13 protein-coding genes are annotated in these 16,213 nt (G+C 69.2%); 5 read left to right on the top strand and 8 right to left on the bottom strand.

Annotated features, from left to right (window positions below; genetic code table 11):
• Positions 1-107: 107 nt before the first annotated feature.
• Positions 108-1,364 carry an MFS transporter gene (locus tag KDH83_RS22895; protein ID WP_212320152.1) on the top strand — a complete coding sequence of 419 codons (1,257 nt, stop codon included), beginning with the start codon at positions 108-110 and terminating at the stop codon, positions 1,362-1,364.
• A 54-nt stretch (positions 1,365-1,418) separates the two neighbouring features.
• Here KDH83_RS22895 and pgaD read toward each other — a convergent pair whose 3' ends face one another.
• The 4 genes from pgaD to pgaA form a co-directional block, all read right to left on the bottom strand.
• The gene (gene pgaD, locus KDH83_RS22890; RefSeq protein ID WP_212320150.1) at positions 1,419-1,859 is read right to left on the bottom strand and encodes a poly-beta-1,6-N-acetyl-D-glucosamine biosynthesis protein PgaD; all 441 of its coding nucleotides are present in this window, start codon (positions 1,857-1,859) and stop codon (positions 1,419-1,421) included.
• Positions 1,856-3,193 carry a poly-beta-1,6-N-acetyl-D-glucosamine synthase gene (gene pgaC, locus KDH83_RS22885; protein WP_212320148.1) on the bottom strand — a complete coding sequence of 446 codons (1,338 nt, stop codon included), beginning with the start codon at positions 3,191-3,193 and terminating at the stop codon, positions 1,856-1,858. The genes pgaD and pgaC overlap by 4 nt, the downstream gene beginning before the upstream one ends.
• Positions 3,190-5,235: a poly-beta-1,6-N-acetyl-D-glucosamine N-deacetylase PgaB gene (gene pgaB / locus KDH83_RS22880; protein ID WP_249205287.1), complete on the bottom strand. Its 2,046-nt coding sequence runs from the start codon at positions 5,233-5,235 to the stop codon at positions 3,190-3,192. Before pgaB ends, pgaC begins: the two co-directional genes overlap by 4 nt.
• A gap of 113 nt (positions 5,236-5,348) precedes the next feature.
• Positions 5,349-7,790, bottom strand: coding sequence for a poly-beta-1,6 N-acetyl-D-glucosamine export porin PgaA (pgaA, locus tag KDH83_RS22875; RefSeq protein WP_249205288.1), 2,442 nt, complete (start codon positions 7,788-7,790; stop codon positions 5,349-5,351).
• A 747-nt stretch (positions 7,791-8,537) separates the two neighbouring features.
• Here pgaA and KDH83_RS22870 point away from each other — a divergent pair.
• Positions 8,538-9,794, top strand: a complete 1,257-nt coding sequence (locus KDH83_RS22870; RefSeq protein WP_212320140.1) for a GGDEF domain-containing protein — start codon at positions 8,538-8,540, stop codon at positions 9,792-9,794.
• Here the strand turns inward: KDH83_RS22870 and KDH83_RS22865 are convergent.
• On the bottom strand, positions 9,784-11,697 hold the full coding sequence (locus KDH83_RS22865; protein ID WP_212320138.1) for a S9 family peptidase: 1,914 nt from the start codon (positions 11,695-11,697) through the stop codon (positions 9,784-9,786). The genes KDH83_RS22870 and KDH83_RS22865 overlap by 11 nt on opposite strands.
• Before the next feature lie 230 nt (positions 11,698-11,927).
• Between KDH83_RS22865 and KDH83_RS22860 the strand changes: the two genes are divergently transcribed.
• Positions 11,928-12,371 (top strand): BPTD_2524 family lipoprotein, encoded by a 444-nt coding sequence (locus KDH83_RS22860; protein ID WP_212320136.1) that lies wholly within the window; start codon positions 11,928-11,930, stop codon positions 12,369-12,371.
• Positions 12,372-12,382: 11 nt separating this feature from the next.
• Here KDH83_RS22860 and KDH83_RS22855 read toward each other — a convergent pair whose 3' ends face one another.
• Entirely contained in the window at positions 12,383-12,799 is a 417-nt protein-coding gene (locus KDH83_RS22855) for a PaaI family thioesterase (protein WP_212320134.1), read from the bottom strand.
• 112 nt (positions 12,800-12,911) lie between these two features.
• On the opposite strand from KDH83_RS22855, the gene dinB reads away from it, so the two are divergent.
• Positions 12,912-13,994: a DNA polymerase IV gene (gene dinB / locus KDH83_RS22850; RefSeq protein ID WP_212320132.1), complete on the top strand. Its 1,083-nt coding sequence runs from the start codon at positions 12,912-12,914 to the stop codon at positions 13,992-13,994.
• Positions 13,995-14,164: 170 nt separating this feature from the next.
• Here dinB and KDH83_RS22845 read toward each other — a convergent pair whose 3' ends face one another.
• The gene (locus KDH83_RS22845) at positions 14,165-14,623 is read right to left on the bottom strand and encodes a GatB/YqeY domain-containing protein (protein ID WP_103273859.1); all 459 of its coding nucleotides are present in this window, start codon (positions 14,621-14,623) and stop codon (positions 14,165-14,167) included.
• Positions 14,624-14,731: 108 nt separating this feature from the next.
• Positions 14,732-15,589 carry a LysR substrate-binding domain-containing protein gene (locus tag KDH83_RS22840; RefSeq protein ID WP_212320130.1) on the bottom strand — a complete coding sequence of 286 codons (858 nt, stop codon included), beginning with the start codon at positions 15,587-15,589 and terminating at the stop codon, positions 14,732-14,734.
• Between the two features lie 87 nt (positions 15,590-15,676).
• On the opposite strand from KDH83_RS22840, the gene KDH83_RS22835 reads away from it, so the two are divergent.
• Entirely contained in the window at positions 15,677-16,066 is a 390-nt protein-coding gene (locus KDH83_RS22835; protein ID WP_212320128.1) for a tautomerase family protein, read from the top strand.
• Positions 16,067-16,213: the final 147 nt, after the last annotated feature.

Raw genomic sequence — 16,213 nt, 5'->3', positions numbered from 1 at the left:
TTCCTACACTGGCAAGCAGAGGCCGGCGCTTGCGCAAGCGCGGCCGGCCTCGCCGTCCACGTCCCGTTTTTCCAGACCCGCCTTTTCAGATCCCTGACCACCCAGACATGAACGCTGCCCAGAATCCCGCCGTCGCCGCCGAACCCGCCCCAGTCGCGGCACCCGGCCCCGCGCGCGACGCCGCCGCGCAGGACGCTTCCACCGCCTTCAAGGTGCTGGGCGCGATCAGCGTGGCGCACCTGATGAACGACATGATCCAGTCCATCCTGCTGGCCATCTATCCGATGCTCAAGGAAGGATTCAGCCTGTCGTTCTCGCAGATCGGCCTGATCACGCTGGTCTACCAGCTGGCCGCCTCGCTGTTGCAGCCCTTCATCGGGCTGTACACCGACCGCCACCCCAAGCCGTATTCGCTGCCGGTGGGCATGGGCTTCACGCTGGCCGGCCTGCTGCTGCTGTCGGTGGCGCCGACCTTTGGCTGGCTGCTGGTGGCGGCGGTGCTGGTGGGCACCGGCTCGTCGGTGTTCCATCCCGAGTCCTCGCGCGTGGCGCGCATGGCCTCGGGCGGACGCCACGGCCTGGCGCAATCGCTGTTCCAGGTTGGCGGCAACGTCGGCTCGGCGCTGGGGCCGCTGTTGGCGGCGCTGTTCATCATTCCGCACGGGCAGCGCAGCGTGGCCTGGTTCTCGCTGGCGGCGCTGTTCGGCATCGTGGTGCTGACCGGCATCGGCCGCTGGTACAGCGCCAACCGCGCCCGCCTGAAGCCGCGCGCGCGGCGCGACGGCGCGGCGGTGGAGCTGCCGCGCAAGCGCGTGCTGGCGGCGCTGGCGGTGCTGGGCGTGCTGGTGTTCTCCAAGTATTTCTACCTGGCCAGCCTGAACAGCTATTTCACCTTCTACCTGATCGACAAGTTCGGCCTGTCGACGCGCGAGGCGCAGCTATACCTGTTCCTGTTCCTGGCGGCCGTGGCCGTGGGCACGGTGGTGGGCGGTCCGGTGGGCGACCGCATCGGCCGCAAGATCGTGATCTGGGTGTCGATCCTGGGCGTGGCGCCATTCACGCTGATGCTGCCGCACGCCAACCTGTTCTGGACAGCGGTGCTGGTGGTGATCATCGGCGCGGTGCTGGCCTCGGCCTTCTCGGCCATCGTGGTCTATGCGCAGGAGCTGGTGCCGGGCAAGGTCGGCATGATCGCGGGCCTGTTCTTCGGCCTGTCGTTCGGCATGGGCGGGCTGGGCGCGGCCGCGCTGGGCCGGCTGGCCGACGCCACCAGCATCGGCTATGTCTATCAGGTCTGCGCCTATCTGCCGCTGCTGGGCGTGGTGGCGATCCTGCTGCCGAAGATGGGCGGCAAGCGCGCCTGAGAGGCGTTGGCGCGGGCGGGCCCGGGTCCGTGCGGCCCGGGCCCGCTCGCGGTTTCAGGCCACGCTGCGCAGCTGCGCGCGGGCCGGTTCGATGCCGATGATCTCGCCGCCGTCGCCATGATGGATGACGGCGACGCGGGCGCGGCGCAGCTGCTGCAATTGCGCGGGCGCGACGGTGAAGCTGCGCGCCAGCTGGGCGTCGCCGACGGCGGGCGCCCGGCGGCGGCGGTCCTTGCCGGCGTAGCGCCGGTGGTTGTAGAGCGCCCAGGCCACCAGCGCCGCGGCATTGGCCAGCGCCAGCGCGGCGTAGCCCCACAGCGTGTTGGCCGTGGGCAGGAACACCGCCCACAGCGAGGTCGCGGGCCCGCCGGCGGCCCCGCGCAGGATGGCGAGGATGCCGGCGCCGAACAGATAGACGAAGGCGAACCAGCCTCCGGCCGTGAGCAGCAGGTCGAACAGGTAGCCGGCGCGGGACCGGCGCGTGGTGATTATCATGATGCCTCCTTGGATTTGATGCCGCGATCGGGACTGGTCCAGCGCGCGCGGCGGACCTGCCTGCGCAGCATGACCTTGGGAAAGCTCACCAGCGTGGTGAGCAGGCTCACCATCCAGTAGGCGAGCGGATACCAGATGACCCAGTAGAGCGAGCGCGCCAGCCCGGGCTCGTAGCGGCGGTCGATCAGGATGCTGACGGCGAACTGCAACAGGCAGACCACCGCCAGCATCATGCCGGTGAAGGCCGGCGGCAGCAGGCTGGCGATGTGCATGTTGTTGGGCAGCGCGACGACCTGGCTGACCAGCCACAGCAGCACCGAGATGGCGAAGGCGAAGGACCAGGCCGTGGACAGGCAGAATTCCGCCATCAGCGGCCACAGCCGGCGGTGGCGCCAGTTCCAGATCGAGCGCAGGTTCTTCAGGAAAACCTCGGCGCCGCCCTGGGCCCAGCGCAGCCGCTGCTTCCACAGCCCGCGCAGCGTCTCGGGCATCAGGATCCAGCACAGGCCGCGCGGTTCATAGAAGATCGACCAGTGGTCGCGCTGCAGCTTCCAGCTGATGTCGATGTCCTCGGTGATCATGTCCAGGCTCCAGTAGCCGACCCGGTCCAGCGCCGTGCGGCGGAACGCCGCCACCACGCCGGACACGGTGAACACCTGGCCGTAGACCCGCTGCGTGCGCTTGATCAGGCCGATGATGGACGAGAATTCGCCCACCTGGATGCGGCCGATCAGCGTGGAGCGCGTGCGGATGCGCGGATTGCCCGTGACCGCGCCCACGCGCGGGTTGTCGATCAGCGGCGCCACCAGGTAGGCGGCGGCGTCCGGATCCAGCATGGCGTCGCCGTCGATGCAGACCAGGTACTCGCTGCGGGCCGCCAGCGCGCCCATGCGCAGCGCCATGGCCTTGCCCTGGTTCTGCGCCAGGTGCACCACGCGCAGCCGCTCGTGTTGCGCGGCCAGGCGGTCCAGCATCTGCGCCGTGCCGTCGCTGGAGCCGTCGTTGATGGCGATGACCTCGATGTGGGGATAGTTCTGGTTCAGCGCGGCCAGCAGCGTGTCCTGGCCGTTGTCGGCCTCGTTGTAGCAGGGCACCAGGATGGAAACCAGCGGATTGCCGGTCAGGGCAGGCGGTTCGCGGCGCGCGCCCCAGGCCCAGTGGCGCTCCCAGTGCCACCAGTAGTACAGGCCGCCGGCCATCCACAGGCCGGACATGAACAGCGGGTAGAAGAACACGAATCCCAGCAGCGCCTGGCTGGTCAGCACCAGGGCGAAGCCGAAGGGCGCGCTCAGCACCGCGCACAGGATGAGCAGGGCGAGAAGACGGTCGATCATCGGATGGGGAACCACGCTTCGGAGATGGCGGGCCGGATGCCTTGCAGCCGGGGCTGGTCTTGCGAGAAATCGTCGGGGTAGTAGCCGAAGCTGCGCGCGCCGCGCAGTTGCAGGCGCTGCATCCAGCCGGCCAGCGTCGCGGTGTCGACGGGCGTGGGCTTGGGTCGGCCGGGGCCGGTGCGCCAATCGACGGCCTGCAGCTCGAACACGGTCCGGTCCAGCGCGTCCGGGCGGCGCCTGGCCACCGCGTCGACGATGCGGTCCAGCCAGGCCAGTTCCTGACCCGCCGGCACGTTTTCCATGTACGGCATGGCCATGGGCGCGGTCCAGTCGTAGGCATCGAGGAAGTCGTCGGGGTTCTGCGCGAACCAGGCTTCGCTGGCGGGGTTGAGCAGCGGCTCGGCGTACAGGTTGCGGGCGGTCTTGATGCGCGGGCCGCGCACGGCGCGGGCGCGCTCGGCGAGTTCAGTGGTGAAATCGACCAGGTGGCGGCTCTTGTAGCGGGTCCAGCGCTGCATCGTCTCGGGATCGGCGCGCAGCGCGGCGATGCTGCCGGGCAGGCCGGCCTTTCGGTACGCGGCCAGCGCCGCCGGGCCGGCGTCCTCGAAGTCGCCCAGCATCGCGTCATCGTGGAACAGGATGCCGTCGAAGAAGGCATGGCGCGCCAGGTCTTCGTACAGGTCGCCGATGCGCTGGCGCGCGACTGGGTCGAACGGCGACAGGCGGCGGTACAGGTCCGGGTCCGGCGCGGGCGCGGCCTCGGGCTGTTTCGGATCCCAGCGGACCACGCGGGCGATCGACGGGTCCAGGTCCAGCGCCAGCACCGGCATCCAGGCATAGACGAACACGTCGGCGCGGTTGTGCAGCTGCCAGGCGACGCGGTTGAACAGGTCGGCCCGCATCGGCAGCCAGCGGTTCGGGAAGTACACCGAGCGCACCAGGCCGTCGGCTTGCGGGTCGGCGTAGGCCTGCAGGAACACCGTGTTGATCTGCATGTCCACGATGCGCTGCACCAGCTCGCCCAGGTTGCGGTCGGTCTGCGCCGGATCGGGATCGTAGATGTAGTCCAGGTCCACGTGCGCGACGCGCATCGCCGGCACCGTCTCGATGCTGGCCACGCTGCTGGCGAAATGCCGGATCGTGGGGTCGTTGGCCAACAGCATGCGCGGCGTGGACATGAGCCGCGCCACGCGGCTGGGGCCGTCTTCCAGCGTCAGCGCCATCTGGTAGCCCTGTTCGCCGGCGATGCGCAGCGTGGTGCCGCCCTCGGCGCCATAGGGCCAGACCCAGACGCGCGGGGCCTTGCCGGTGGCGCGGCGGATCTTGTCGCTGATGGCGGTCACGTCGCGGCCCATGCGTTGCTCGAAGCCGGCCTCGTTCTCGTAGCGGCCGTCGCGCGCGTCGTACTTGCGCACGGCGGCGGCGGGCTCGGTGTTGCCCTGGGGATTGGCCAGCGCGCCGTAGTGCGAGGCGTCGGTGTGGGCGGCGATCTCCACCAGGCCGGAACGCGAGATCTCGCGCACGTCGTTCCAGTCCAGGAAGCGGCCGCGCGGCTGCATGTTGCCGCCGAAATCGACCTTCCTGTCGGCCGGCGTGTCCATCCACGTGCCGACCGGCGCCAGCACCGCCGGCCAGCCGTAGGCCTTGAGGATGGGCAGCACGCGGGTCAGGAAGCTGCGGTAGCCGTCGTCGAAGCTCAGCAGCACGGCGCGCTCGGGCAGCGGCTTGCCGCCGGGCTGGCGGGCGGCCAGGATCTGGTCCACCGAGACGGCCTGGTAGCCGTTCTCGCGCAGCCAGTTCAGCTGGTCGACCAGCCGGTCGGTGCGCACGCTGAGAAAGCCCTGGTCGGGGTCTTCATCCTCCACGTCGTGGTAGGCCAGCGTCAGGAACTGGCCCTGCACCCAGGGTCGGTCGACCGGGGCCACCGGCCGCTCGGACGGCGGGACGTAGACGGGGATGTCCTTGGCGCAGGCGCCCAGGAGCAGCGTGGCCAGCAGCAGCAGGCCCGCGAAAAACAATCGGGGGAATCGAAGTTCAAGCAATTCAGTTCTCCATGGCACAGCCTCGTCGGGGCCGCGCGGAGCCGGCTTTGCCGGTCCGCCGCGGCGCCCCCTTGAGGGGGGAGCGCGTAGCGCTGCGGGGGTGGGTCCCATCTTCAAAAGCGGTAGGCAAGATCGAACGTGATGCGCAGCTCGCGCTCGCGCCGGCCGTCATAGGGCCGGCTGATGCCGGTCACCATGGCGCCCATGTCGAGCACGTCGTTGGCGCGGTAGCGCTGGCCATAGCCCAGCGCGACCACGCCGCCGGTGCCATAGCCCTGCTGCGTGTAGGCGCCGGCGCCCAGCGTGCCGATCTGTTCCCAGGCGTTTTCGTAGCGGCGGTGCAGCGTGTGCGTCAGCCGCAGGCCGGGCAGGACCATCAGGTCCGAGCGGGGGTTGAAGTAGGGGCGTTCCGCGTCCAGGCTGTTGCGCTGCGAGGACAGTTCCAGCGTCAGGTCGGTCTTCAGGTGCGGCGTGGTGTGGATCCGCTCGCGGCCGTCCAGGCCCAGCGCCCAGCGCTGGTTGCCGTCGGAAAAGCGCGAGGGCGAGAGCCGCAGCGTCCATTCGCTGCGCTCGTGCGCGCGCCAGCGCGCATAGGCCGACATGCCGTTGGACGACACGCCGCTGGCCAGCGCGCGCAGCGGCGTGTCGCGCGACAGCCGTTCGGCCGAGCCGCCGATCTGCCAGTGGTCGTCCAGGTCGTAGGCGGCCGACAGGCGCAGGCCGGTCCTGGCGCCGTGGCCGTACTGGTTGGCGGACACTTCGCCCTCGACCGTCAGATCGCGGCCGCGCCATTGCGCGCCGGCGCGCGCCCAGCGGTAGGTGCCGCGGCCTTCCTCGAAGTCGCCATTGGCGTAGCCGCCGCCGGCGAAGCCGCGCCAGTTGTAGTCCAGCGGCGGCGTATAGACCACCGCGTCGATGCCGAAATCGCCGCTGCCCGACACCGGGCTGTCTGAGGCCAGGCCACGGTAGCCGCTGATGCGCAGCTCGGCCTTGTCGTGGACCGCCCATTCGCGCGCCAGGCGGCGCGACAGCTGGTTCTCGGGCGCGCGCGCCAGCGTGTCCTGGCTGAGCGCCTCGGCCTGGCGCCATTCCTGCAGGGCCAGGGCGGTGAAGCCCTGGCCGTTCTCCACGCCGATGTTGCGCGGCGTCAACGTCTCGGCCATTTTCAGCGTCCGTTCCGAGGCGCGCGGCAGCGAGCGGGCGCGGTACAGCGCGGCCAGCTCGCTCTTGAGCGTGGAGTTGTTGGGGGCGTTGCGCGCCATGCCTTCCAGGCGCGCCTGGGCCTCGGGCGTATCGTCGGCCTGCAGCCGCGCGCCGGCGTCGACCTGCATGCTTTGCAGGTGCAGGTCGTTGGGGATGCGCATGGGTTGGCCCTTGACGTAGACCCAGGCCGGATAGCCCTCGCGGGTTTCGTCCATGACTTGCGAGGCGCCGTCGAAATCCTCGGCCTCGGCCAGCGAGTAGTAGCGGCCGGTCTGGTTGCCGAGCCGGTCCACTGGATCGTCGTCGTGGCTTTCCTCGGCCTGGGCCGCCTGCTGATAGATGGCGGCGGCCTGTTCCGGCTGGCGCAGGTACAGATAGGCGGAAGCGACATCGCCCAGCGCGTAGCGCGGCACGGCCACTCCTTCGGCGCGCAGCGCCTCATACTCGTTCGCCAGATCGCGCATGCGATAGCGGGCGTGCAGCGCGTGCAGGCGGTCGATGCGCGCCCGGATGACATCGTCGCGGGTCTCGTCGCCCTGTGTCGACCAGGCCGGGATCAGCGCGTCGTAGTGCGCCAGGACGCGATCGGCGATGGCGAACCTGTCGGCCTCGTTGCGCGTCGGCATCGAGGCCAGGCGCACCTGCTCGGCCAGCGCGTCGGCCTGCAGCCGGCGCATCTGCGCTTCCGTGTACAGCTCGGGCCGGCGCGTGGCGTGCTCCAGCGCAGGGCCGGCCATGCGAGCGCGCTGCAAGGCGAACACGTACTCGCGTTCCACGTAGGCGGCGCCGGGCGCCAGGTCGCGCGCGCGGTCGGTCTCGTACAACGCTTCAAACGGCGTATTCCTGCGCGCATGGACATAGGCCAGGGCCAGGCGGGCGTCCGCGTCCCGGGGTCGGGCGCGCACCAGCTCTTCGCCGGCGGCGAGCGCTTCGTCGAGCTGGCCGGCGTCCGCCAGCGTCATGGCGATGCCGGCAGCGAAGGCGGGCTGGGACGGATAGGCGCGCATGCCGGCGCGGAACTGCGCCAGCGCTTCCGGCCAGCGGCGCAGGTCGCGCAGCGCGCGCGCCACGGCCAAGCGCACGTCGGCGGGCGGCTGCGCGCCGGCGGGCAGTTGCGCGTAGGCCTGCGCCACCTCGTCGGGCCGGCCGGCCCAGCCGGCGATCAGGATGCGGTCCTGGATGGCGCGCGGGCCGCCGGCCGGCCCCAGGGCGCGCAGCATGGCCAGCGCCGGGTGGTGGGCGCCGGCGCGCGCGCGCAGGATCAGGGCGTCGTAGTCGTCGCCGGCCTGGGCAGGCGCGGGGGTGAGCAGGGGAGCCAGGGCGGCGCAGGCGGCGGCCAGGCCGCGCCGCAGGCGGGCTGGCGGCAGGGCGGCCGGCCCGCGAAGCCGGGGGAATGCCGCGGCCTCGCGAGGCGCCGGCGGCAAGTGTCTTCCATTCTTCTTGTGCATCTGTAAATCCGCAGTTGCGACATAAGGCGTCCACGTCCGCGCCGCCAGGGCGGCCAGCCGCCGGCCGGCCCAAAAGGCCGTCCAGGCTTGCGCCCACGGCATGGCCGAAAGCGCTCGCGCCCGCGCGGTGCGCGCTGGCGTCGGAAGTGAACAGTGGATTTCTTGATGCGCGGCGCCCGCTACGGGGACCTTCGCACTCGCGCGATCGGAGTGCATGGCTAGTACGCGCCACGCCCGTAGGGCGTGATCGCGGCGCTTTCGTCGGCGCCGTCGATAGTCGCAACTTTAGGATGTTTCGTGGAAAGAGACTGTCAATTACTGCAAACGGGCAGCCACGGGCCAACGGCCTGGCGTATGCTTCTCAGCATCCCGGGATTGCTGCTTGTTTCCAGGGACTTAAAGGTTCAGGGCGGACGGATGTGCGGCCTGTTCAGGCTTTGTGCGCGTGGTTTCTTTTCGCCGTGCAGGTAACAAAAAGCGTCAAAAATGGATGCATGTAACGCCTTTCGCAATCGGGCCGCGTATCGCGGCTGGCGACCAGGCGGCGGGGATTGCCCATCCCCCTCGCAGCGGCACGCGCGGGGAAACGAACCCAGTGAAACAGCGATTCCCTAAGGCCTCCGGAACCCGACGTTCCGCTTGGCAATCACCATGACAACTTCTCTGTTCTTCCTGATGTGGGGCCTGGCGACCGCGCTGGCCTTGCCGCTGTTGCTGCCGTTTCACGCCAGCGGCGCGCCCGGCGTGCGGGCATTCATGCTGGCCAATGCGTTGACGGTGGTGTCGTTGCTGGTATACGCGGCAGGCAGCTTCCTGCCGCTGAACGCGACCGTGATGGTCTCCAACACCGCCTGGGTCAGCGCGCTGGCCCTGGTCTATGTGGGCGTGCGGCAGTTCTTCGGGCTGCATCCGCAGGTGTGGCGCAGCGCCACCCTGGCGGCGCTGTGCATCGTGGCGATGGCGGCCATGCTGTACGGGCACGATCGGGTGGCCGCGCGCATCGTGCTGTTTTCCGTGATCACCTGCGTGGGCATGGTCGCCACGGCCTGTGTGATCTTCGACGGGCGCAGGCAGATCCGCACGCGCGGCGTGGCGCTGTACCTGCTGCTGTCGATCCTTGGATTGGCGGCGCTGCACCTGCTGCGCGTGTTGGTCTACGGCCTGGGCTGGGAAGCGCCCGGCTCGATGCTGCATCCCACGCCCTGGGCTCTGTTCTTCATCGTCGGCGGCTCGGTGACCGTGCCGGCGCTGTTCCTGGCGTTGCTGCTGCTGGTGCAGACCCGGATGTCCGAGCGCATGCAGGAGGCGCTGACCTTCGACAGCCTGACGCGGGCGTACTCGCGGCGCAGCATCATGGACGAGTTGCAGCACGAGCTCAGGCGCTGCGAGCGCAATGACGGTCGGCTGGTGGTGCTGTTGCTGGACATCGATTTCTTCAAGGCGATCAACGATCGCCATGGCCACGCCACCGGCGACCAGGCGCTGCGGCATTTCGCGCGGGTGGTGCAGCGCGCGGTGCGCGCCAGCGACCGTTTCGGCCGCCTGGGCGGCGAGGAATTCGTGCTGCTGATGTACGACTGCGAGCCGGCCAGCGCGCTGGTGCAGGCGCAGCGCGTGTGCGATGCGCTGCGCGACGCGCCGCTGCATATCGTGGACGGCGAGATCAGGATGACCGTCAGCGGCGGGCTGGCCTCGTACCGGCGCGGCGATACCGCGGACGGCATCCTGGCGCGCGCCGACGTGGCGTTGTACCGCGCCAAGGAACTGGGCCGCGACCGGGTGGAAACCGGCGGCTCGGTCGGTTTCGGCGCGGCCGCGACCTGGGACTGGACGGCGCAGGGCGGGGCGGAAGCCGCCAATGCGGCCGTCGCGGCCAGCCCCGCGGGATCGAAGACGACTACGGCTTGAGGTGCTGGAGCAGGAACTTCTCCATGGCCTCGTAGAACTCGAACTTGTTCTCGTCGTTGTGGAAGCCGTGGCCCTCGTTGTCCTTGACCATGTATTCCACGTTGACGCCGCGCGCCTTCAGCGCCTTGACCATCTGGTCGCTTTCGTCCTTGTTGACGCGCGGATCCTTGGCGCCCTGGGCCACGAACAGCGGCGTCTTGATGCGGTCCGCGTGCAGCGCCGGCGAGGTCGCGGCCAGGCGGTCCTTGTCGCGCACGGGGTCGCCCACCATGTCCTGCATCTTGGCCAGCATCGGCTTCCAATAGGGCGGGATGGTCTGCATGAAGGTGAACAGGTTGGACACGCCCACGTAGTCCACCGCCGCCGCGTACAGGTCGGGCGTGAAGGCCACGCCGGCCAGGGTGGCGTAGCCGCCGTAGCTGGCGCCGTAGATGCCCACGCGCTTCGGATCGGCAATGCCCTGCTTGACCAGCCAGGCCACGCCATCGCTGATGTCGTCCTGCATCTTCAGGCCCCACTGGCCGAAGCCGGCTTCCCAGAAGCGGCGGCCATAGCCGGTCGAGCCTCGGAAGTTCATCTGCAGCACGCAGAAGCCACGGTTGGCCAGGAATTGCACTTCGGGGTTGTAGCCCCAGCCGTCGCGCGCCCAGGGGCCGCCGTGCGGATTGACGATGCACGCCAGGTTCTTCGGATCGCGGCCAGCCGGCAGCGTCAGGTAGCCGTGGATGGTAAGGCCGTCGCGGCTCTGGTAGCTGATCGGCTGCACGCGCGCCATGCCTGATTCGGGCAGCGACGGGTTCAGGTCGGCCAGCTTGCTCAGCGTGTCCGAGGCGGCGTCGTACAGGTAGCGCGAGCCCGGCGTGCGGTCGTTGTAGGCGGCGACGATGAACTTGTTCTCATCGCGGTTCGAGCCCTGCAGCGCCAGGTCGTAGCCGGGCAGCTTGGCCGTCAGCTTCTTGAACAGCGTTTCGGTCTGGGCGTCGAAGAACTTGTACTGCGGCTTGTCGGTCTGGTAGACGGCCAGGGTCAGCACGCGGCGCTTGCGCGAATAGGCGGCCGCGTCCAGGTCGACTTCCTGCGGCGCGTAGATTTCTTCCTCGACATCGGGCCTGGCCGGGTCGATGACAACCAGCGCCAGCTTGTCGCGGCCTCGGTTGGACTGGGCGTAGAGCTTCTTGTCGTCGAAGGTGAAGAAGGCCGGATGGACGCTGGTGCGGTAGTCGGTGGTGATCAGCGGCCGGAATTCGGCGGCCTCGTCGTCGCGGTAGAGCAGGGTGGTGTTCAGGCCGTCGCTGGCGACGGCGGCGCGCAGCTTGCCGGCATGGTCGGTCTGCCAGCCGACGATGTTGCCGGGATTGCGCGCCACCAGCTCGGCGGCGCCGCTGCGCACGTTGACGCGGTACACGTCGAAGACCTGCGGATCGCGCTGGTTGTGCGTGACCAGCACGTGGTCCGGATCGTCCTCCAGGTCGTCGATGATGCTGGCGCGCACGTTGTCATAGGGCGTCAGGTCGGTGACCTTGCCGGTCTTGGCGTCCACCGCCAGGACGTGGAAGTTCTCGTCGCCGCCGAAGTCCTTCTGGTAGAGCACCACGTCGGGGCCTTTCCAGAAGAAATTGCTGATGTCGCGCGCGGTTTCGCTGGTGAGCTTGCGCGGCTCGCCCACGAGCGCGCTGCCGTTCAGCGGCTGCACGAAGATGTTCATGCGCGCCGGGCTGCCGTCCGTGCTGGCCGGCTGCATGAAGCCCAGCGTCTTGCCGTCTTCGGACAGGCGGAAGTAGCCGCGCTCGGGGTTGCGGAAGAAGTCCTTGAGCGGATAGCGCGGCGGCTGCGCGGCGCTGGCGCCCAGCGAGGCGCCCAGGATGCTGGCGGCGAAAAGGGTGTGCTTCATGAACGAAATCAAGATGGGATCTCCATGGATTTCCGTGCCCTCGCGGCCGGCGGCCCCGGCGGGCGGGGCGCGGCCGCGAGGTAGGGGGCGCGCATAGCGCCGGCGGCGCGTTCGATCATGCCATAGCCGCGCCGGAGGTGTCGAACCGGCCGGTTGCGAGGGTGGGACGGGGCCGGCGCCAGCCCGGTTTCTGCGCCGGGCCGGTTTGCGTGATAATCGCGCCTATCAATCTGGAGAGACTTATGTACAGGAATCTGGTCGCCTGCGCGCTGGCGCTCGGCCTTGCCGGCTGCTCGGTGGGCATCTCGGGCGACGGTTCGTCGCCCCACACCGAATTCAAGGCGGCGGTGAACTACAAGGACGCCTACGACGCGGCCATCCGGCAGGCCAATGCCTGCCTGCGCAGCACCGACAATGCCTACCGCGTGGTGCCCAGCCTGGACGAGGCCTCGCGCTCGGGCGAGATCCGCGTGCTGGCGCCCTTCGCCGACACCGAGATGACGCGCGTGAACGTCAAGGCCGCCGGCGACAAGAGCACCGACGTGCGCATCGTGGTCTGGGGCAAGGGCACCTGGGACGTGGAGGCGCTGCGCGCCATGAAGGACGCCGTGTCCTACAACCTGGTGTCCTGCAGTTCCTTCATGCCGCGCGATCCGCAGCCGCAGGCGCCGGCGCCGAAGAAATAGGCTGGGTCGACTCAGTCGCCGCCGGGTCGGCGGCGGACGATCTTGAAGGTCGCCGTGGCGCGCGCCACCAGTTCGCCGTTCTTGTCGCGCACGTCGCCCTCGCAGAAGGCGATCGACGCGCCACGGCGCAGGCAGCGCGCCTCGATCACCAGGTCGCCCGTGCCGGGCGACAGGAAAGTGGTGTTCATGTCGATGGTGGCCATGCCCTCGGTGCCGTCGGCCGAGCCGCGCGCGGCGGCGCTGAGCGTGAAGTCCAGCACGCTCATCAGCGTGCCGCCGTGGACGTCGCCGCGGCTGTTGGTCAGGTCGCGGCGCCAGGGCAGCGAGGTGCGGGCATAGGCAGGCGCGATCTGCTCGGGGACCAGCCCGATGTAGTCCATGAAGGGAATGGTCAGGCCGAAATAGTCTTGCGGGGCGGTTGCGGTCATGGGCCGGTACGGGGAGAGGGAAGCAGGCGGGATTCGCGGTCATAATATATTTTTTGCGGCGCCCGCGCGCGCCATGCTCCGCCCGTTCTCATTCCGCGTTCGATCACCGACCATGCCCGAGCCTTTGCGCAAGATCGTACATATCGACATGGACGCGTTCTACGCTTCCGTGGAACAGCGCGACAACCCCGCGCTGCGCGGCCTGCCCGTGGTCGTGGCCTGGACCGGACCGCGCTCGGTGGTCTGCGCGGCCTCGTACGAGGCGCGGCGCTTCGGCGTGCATTCGGCCATGTCGGCGGTGCGCGCGCAGCGGCTCTGTCCGCAGGCGGTCTACGTGCCGCCCGATTTCAACCGCTACCGCGAAGTCTCGCGCCAGGTGCGCCAGATCTACGCGCGCCATACCGACCTGATCGAGCCGCTGTCGCTGGACGAGGCCTATCTGGACGTGACCGTCAACAAGGGCGGGCTGCCGTCCGCCACCGAGGTCGCGCAGGTCATCCGCCACCAGATCCGCCAGGAAACCGGGCTGACCGCCTCGGCCGGCGTGGCGCCCAACAAGTTCCTGGCCAAGATCGCCTCCGACTGGAACAAGCCCGACGGCCTGTTCGTCATCCGGCCCTCGAAGGTGCTGGATTTCCTGGCGCCGCTGCCGGTGCGCAAGGTGCCGGGCGTGGGCAAGGTGACGCAGGCGCGGCTGGAGCAGCTGGGCATCCAGACCGTGGGCGACCTGGCCACGCACGAGGTACAGGAGCTGGAGCACTATTTCGGCCGCTATGGCCGCCGGCTCTACGAACTGGCGCGCGGCATCGACGAGCGCGAGGTCGACGCCGACCAGCAGGTGCAGCAGGTGTCGGCGGAAACCACATTTTCGGAAGATGTGCGGCTGGAGGCGCTGGGCGAGGCCATCGACCGCATGGCGGGCAAGGTCTGGGACCAGGCGCTGAAGAAGGGCGCGCTGGGGCGCACCGTGGTGCTCAAGCTCAAGACCGACCGCTTCCGCATCCTGACGCGCAGCCTGACCAGCGCCAATCCGCCCTCATCGGCCGAGGAACTGGCGACGATCGCGAGGCTGCTGTGCGAACGGGTGGACCTGCCGCCACAGACGCTGTACCGGCTGGCCGGCGTCGGCATGAGCAACTTCGCCGACCCCCAGGAACAGTCCCGCCAGCCGGACCTGTTCGGCGGCGCCTTCTAAAGCGCCACAACCCAATCTGAGACGGTGCCCCCAACCAGGGACAGTGCCCCCAACCTGAGACAGTGCCCCTAACCTGAGACAGTGCCCCCAATCGGGGCCACACGGAGCCGGCTTTGCCGGTCCGTAGTGGCGCCCCCTGGGGGGAAGCGCGCAGCGCTTCGGGGGGGGGGTTACAACCTACTTTTCACTTGTTGCGACAGCGCCGTCATGTCGGCGCGGCCGGCCAGCGACTGCTTCAGCAGCGCCATGACCTTGCCCATCGCGGGCGCGCCGGTGACGCCCTGCGCGGCCACTTCGGCCAGCGCGGCGTCGATGGCGGCGGCCACTTCCTCGGGCGTGGCGGCCTGAGGCAGGAATTCCTGCAGCACGGCCAGCTCGGCCTTTTCCTGCTCGGCGGTCTCGGTGCGGCCGGCCTGCTCGAAGGCGGCGATGGACTCGCGGCGCTGCTTGACCTGCTTTTCGATGATGGCGGTGATCTCGGCGTCGTTCAGGTCGCGGCGTTCGTCCACTTCCTTCTGCTTGACGGCGGCCAGCAGGAATCGCAGCGTGGTCAGGCGTTCGGAGGCCTTGGCGCGCATGGCTTCCTTGACGGAATCGGAGAGTCGGGTCTTGAGCGTAGCGGTGCTCATGGATGAACCTTTGTGGTGTGTTGCGACGAAACCGTGAGTGTAAACCGGGCTGGAGCCAGGACTCGGGCGGCAAAGGGAATGCGCGCGGCCTGTGTGCGGGACGGCGCGTTAGCCGCGTATCGCGCCCTGGAACGCCGCCGACAGCGCGGCGAGCGCCTGCTGGGGGCGGCCGCCCCTGGCGCGCGTGTGCAGCAGCACCGGCAGGCGCGGCATCTCGGGCAGCCGCAGCCGGGGGCCGACATCGACGACGCCGAACGGCAGCATGCGGGGCGCCAGCGCGGCCACGCCCAGCCCGGCCATGACGGCCGCCGCGACCGCCGCCACGCCGCCGCCGACGAAGACCTCGCGCCACGGCACCGCCGACTCGTCCAGCCGCTTGGCCGCCAGCGCGCGCACGCCGCAGGGCTCGGCGAGCGTGGCCAGCGGCAGCGGCTCGTCCGCGCGATGCTGCCAGTGCGGCGCCGCGAACCAGCCCAGCTGTTCCTCGGCCAGCACCTTGCCGTCGTCGCGGCCGGCGTGCAGGCGCGCGATCACGGCGTCCAGCTCCCGCCGGTCATAGCTTTGCAGCAGGTCGCCCGAGGAGCCGATGCGGATTTCGATCAGGAGTTCGGGATCCTGCGCATTCATGCGCGCGATCAGCGCGGGCAGCTCCGGGCCGGCCACGTGGTCGCTGATGCCGATGGTCAGGCGCTGCCGCGTTTCGACCGACAGGGCGAGCGCGCGCTCATGCGCCGCCATGAGTTCCCGGGCGTGCTCAAGAAAACCGGCGCCGCGCGCCGACAGCTCCACGTGCCGGGGCGTGCGCTCGACCAGCCGGAAGCCGAGCCGGTCTTCGAGCCGCTTGAGCTTCAGGCTGACCGCGGCCTGCGTCATGCGCAGCGAATCCGCCGCCAGCGTGAAGCTGCCCAGCTCGGCGATGCGGATGAAGGCCTTGACGGTGTCCAGGTCCAGCGAGCGCTCATTCATTTTGAGCCTTAATGACTGATATAAGTATGAATAAGGAAAAAGAATAACTAGTATGGATCGGGTCTACAACCCACCGAGGAATTCACCATGCCACTCGTGCACATCGCCTTGCGCGCCGGAAAGCCGGAAGCCTACCGGCAGGCCCTCTTCGACGGCGTTTACCGCGCGTTGCGGGAAACCTTCAACGTGCCGGAAGACGACCAGTTCATGACCATCACGGAGCACGAGGCGGCGAACTTCCGCTACGGCGCGACCTATATGAACATCGCGCGCAGCGACGATCTGGTGTTCATCCAGATCACGGCCAACAACACGCGCGGCCTGGATCAGAAGAAGGCGCTGTTCCGGCGGATCGCGGAATTGCTGGGCGAGAGCCCCGGCCTTCGGGGAGAGGACGTGTTCGTGAATATCGTCGAGGTCGCGAAGGAGAACTGGTCCTTCGGCCATGGACTGGCTCAGTACGCCAAATCCCCGTAAGACTCACGCGCGGCGCCGGTCCGCACGCCCGCGGGATGGGCGGACGAGGCCCGGGCGGGCAGGGCCGCCATGGATTTGCGGGAGGCTGTTTTAAAGATGTATTATTAATACATCTTTAAAAGCGAGCCCTCTCGCGCCCCTGGAGTC

It is taken from the genome of Achromobacter sp. Marseille-Q0513, from assembly GCF_018195695.1.
Lineage (GTDB): Bacteria > Pseudomonadota > Gammaproteobacteria > Burkholderiales > Burkholderiaceae_B > Achromobacter.
This window is presented reverse-complemented; position numbering and strand designations above follow the sequence as displayed.